At 62.7% G+C, this 3,525-nt stretch carries 3 protein-coding genes; 2 read left to right on the top strand and 1 reads right to left on the bottom strand.

The features are described 5' to 3' along the window. Positions 1–116: 116 nt before the first annotated feature. Complete coding sequence (locus KIH79_RS12610) at positions 117–287, bottom strand: hypothetical protein (protein ID WP_219059701.1); 171 nt, start codon at positions 285–287, stop codon at positions 117–119. Between the two features lie 371 nt (positions 288–658). Between KIH79_RS12610 and fbaA the strand changes: the two genes are divergently transcribed. Together fbaA and KIH79_RS12600 are read left to right on the top strand one after the other, a co-directional pair. Next, a complete protein-coding gene (fbaA, locus tag KIH79_RS12605) occupies positions 659–1,747 on the top strand; it encodes a class II fructose-bisphosphate aldolase (RefSeq protein ID WP_219059700.1) in 1,089 nt (362 codons plus the stop codon). Positions 1,748–2,157: 410 nt separating this feature from the next. Then, positions 2,158–3,492 (top strand): MFS transporter, encoded by a 1,335-nt coding sequence (locus tag KIH79_RS12600; protein WP_338023156.1) that lies wholly within the window; start codon positions 2,158–2,160, stop codon positions 3,490–3,492. Positions 3,493–3,525 lie beyond the last annotated feature (33 nt).

The raw sequence follows: 3,525 nt of genomic DNA, 5'->3' as shown, positions 1-3,525 counted from the left end.
CAACACAGCATCGCGCGGAGCGCGATTCCGATACGACGGACGGCCAGTACAGGCGCGCCATAATGCGAAGAGTTAGAAAAAGGTCCTCCTGTGTCTTTCAGGCGGACCTTCCGGCGTTACTTCAGCTCATCATGTGGCGAGTGGCTATCGCGCCACATCATGTAGACCGTAATGTCCATCATGAGCAGATCGGCCGTAATCGGGTCGATTTTATTGCCAATGGTGACGACAACCAGCGCCATCAGCCACATTGCCGAGCCAGAGCGCGGCTTTTCTGAGTTGCACATATCGTGCCTTTCGCTAAGCCGCGCCGCGTACTACGACGCGGCACCTTCACCCACTATTTGTGGATGGTCGACTGTTCTCCCCGCTAAAGGATTTGTCGACTTTGCTAGCATATCGGTTATGATAGAGATGCCGGTTGAAGCGTCGCTACCGATTCCAACCCTTCTGGTGGCCACAGAGACTTTGCGGAATCGGGCCGAGGCCGGTGGGGTGGTTTTCTGAGTCCATCCCCGTTAAGCTATAGGCCGTCGGCATATGTCTCAATGCCGGCGGCCTTTTGCTGTGTATCGGATAGATGCACTGTTTTTGGGGTCGGTTGGCAGGCGTTGCGGATGCGAGCGTGTTCGTCATCGTGGCGCGAAATAATGGGGATATGACTATCGCAACCGCAGAACGCTATGCCGAAATGCTGGACGCCGCCCGTCACGGCGGCTACGCCTACCCCGCGATCAACGTCACAAGCACACAGACACTGAACGCCGCGCTGCAGGGCTTCGCCGAAGCCGAATCCGACGGCATCATCCAAGTGTCGGTCGGCGGCTCCGCCTACTTCTCCGGACAGTCGGTCAACGACCGCGTCACCGGCTCCCTCGCCTTCGCCGCGTTCGCGCACGAAGTCGCCAAAAAGTATCCGAACATCACCGTCGCGCTGCATACCGACCACTGCGCCAAACAGTACCTCGACGACTGGGTGCGTCCGCTGCTCGACATCGAAGCGGCGCAGGTCAAGCGCGGCGAAGAGCCGACGTTCCAGTCGCACATGTGGGACGGCTCCACCGTGCCGCTCGAGGAAAATCTCGACATCGCGACCGAACTGCTCGAGAAATCCGTCAAAGCGCATACCGTGCTCGAAATCGAAATTGGCACGGTCGGCGGCGAAGAAGACGGCCATTCCGCCGAAATCAACGAAAAACTGTACTCCACGCCGGCCGATGGCGTGCGCGTCGCCGAACGGCTCGGACTCGGCGAACACGGCCGCTACATGGCCGCGTTCACGTTCGGCAACGTGCACGGCGCGTACAAGCCGGGCGTCGTCAAGCTGCGCCCCGAACTGCTGCGCGACATCCAGAACGAAGTATGGGATGCGGCGCATGATGGACGGCTCGGCTCGATCGCGTCCGCGGACATCGCGTCCTGCACGCTGCCGGACCTGCCCGACCATAAGCCGTTCGCGCTCGTGTTCCACGGCGGATCCGGCTCGGCGGCGGACGAGATCGCGCGCGCGGTCAGCTACGGCGTGGTCAAGATGAACATCGACACCGACACGCAGTACGCGTTCACGCGCGCGGTGGCCGGACACATGTTCTCGCACTATGACGCCGTGCTCAAGATCGACGGGGAAGTGGGCAACAAGAAGTTCTATGACCCGCGCTCGTGGGGCCGCGAGGCCGAGTCGGCGATGGCCGCGCGCGTGGTCGAAGCGTGCCAGCAGCTTGGGTCGGCGGGGCGCGCGCTCAAGTAATGGGATCGCGCTTCGCGCGATGCCGTGTTGTTGGCGGCACTGGCGTGCCGCGACGCTCCCCCACCCGGCTTCGCCGGGAGCCCCCTCAGCCGAGGGGGCCGAGGCTGCCGCCAGCTTCTACGGTGTTGTAGATGATGGAAGAATGACGTGCTGGGGCGGCTCCCGGGATGTTGCTCGGGGCATCGCGGGAACTGGGGTATTCTTTGACATAGTGTCAATGTTGATCAGGAGGTTCGAGGATGAGCACGATGACACAATCGCAGGGCGAGACTGACCGGGGAACGGGAACGACAGGCAATGCGACCGCGGCCCAAGCCGCCGGCAAGATCGCCAAGACCGCTGCGCCGGCCTCCACACTGACTCCCGACTCGACCACCAAACCCACGGTCAAAGACCTACCCACCGCCAAGGTGTGGGCGTTCGCGACCGGTCAGTTCGGATGGGCGCTGCTGAGCGGCATCATCTCCAACTGGCTCGTGTACTTCTACCAGCCCGACGCGGAAACCATCGCCCAAGGCCAAACCGTCTTCGTGCCGCAAGGCCTCGTCATTCTCGGCATCGTCACCGTCGTCGGCGGCATCACCGCGTTCGCGCGCTTCTTCGACGCGTTCGTCGATCCCGCCGTCGCAAGTCTGTCGGACCGCAGCAAGTCGCCAAAAGGCCGTCGCATCCCATTCCTGCAATTCGCGGCCCTCCCGCTCGCCGTCATCACCGTGCTCGTCTTCTGGAGCCCGGTCAACACGACCAGCTGGGCGAACGCCGCGTTCCTGTTCGTCACGGTTATCGGCTACTACATCGCGCTCACGTTCTACTGCACGCCGTACAACGCGCTCATCGCCGAACTCGGCCACGACTCCAAGCAGCAGCTCAACATTTCCACGACCATCTCGTTCACGTTCATCGCCGGCACCGCCGTCGCGTACGTCGCGCCGGTCATCTGGGGTGCGTTCGTGCCCGGACTCGGCCGCGTGAACGCCATCCGCATCACGTTCACCATCCTCGCTGCGATCGCGTTCGTCTGCATGCTCGTGCCCGCGCTCACCATCGACGAACGCGAATACGTCGACTCCAAGCCGACCAGCGAAGACACGCTCACCTCGCTCAAGGAAACGTTCCGCGACCGCGAATTCGTCAAGTTCGTCAGCTCTGACATCGTGTACTGGATCGCGATCACCATGTTCCAGACCGGTCTGCCATTCTTTGTGACCAGCCTGCTCAAGCTCCCCGAAACGAGCACCACGATCTACTTCGTGCTCATGACCGGCGTCTCCGTGCTGTTCTACCTGCCGGTGAACATGTTCGCGGGGCGCGTCGGCAAGAAGCGGCTCATGCTCGTCGGATTTGTGATCTTCACGTGCGCGTACGTGTTCGCATCGCTGCTCGGCTCGGGCGCATTGGGCGCGATGCCGGCGATGGCGCAAGGTGTGGTGCTGTCGGTTGCATGCGCGATTCCGATGGCGATCTTCGGCATCCTGCCGCAGGCCGTGGTGGCGAACATCGCCGGCGCAAGCTCGAAGACGACCGGCGAGGACCGGCAGGGCATGTTCTACGCGGCCCGCACGTTCGCGATGAAGATGGGACAGAGCCTGTCGATGCTGCTGTTCACTGGCCTGAGCACGATCGGCGCGGGTTCCGGGGCCGGTTACCGCGCAGCCGCCGTGTGCGCGGCGGTGCTGTGCGGCTTGGGCGGCCTGATCTTCGCGTTCTACGACGAAAAGAAGGTGCTCGCCGTGCTCGAGGCGTGATGCGGCACGGCAGTTTGACGATCGAGAGGCTGA

The organism is Bifidobacterium miconis, assembly GCF_019331735.1.
Lineage (GTDB): Bacteria > Actinomycetota > Actinomycetes > Actinomycetales > Bifidobacteriaceae > Bifidobacterium > Bifidobacterium miconis.
Note: the sequence above shows the minus strand (reverse complement) of the source record. Positions and strands in the feature narration are given on the sequence as shown.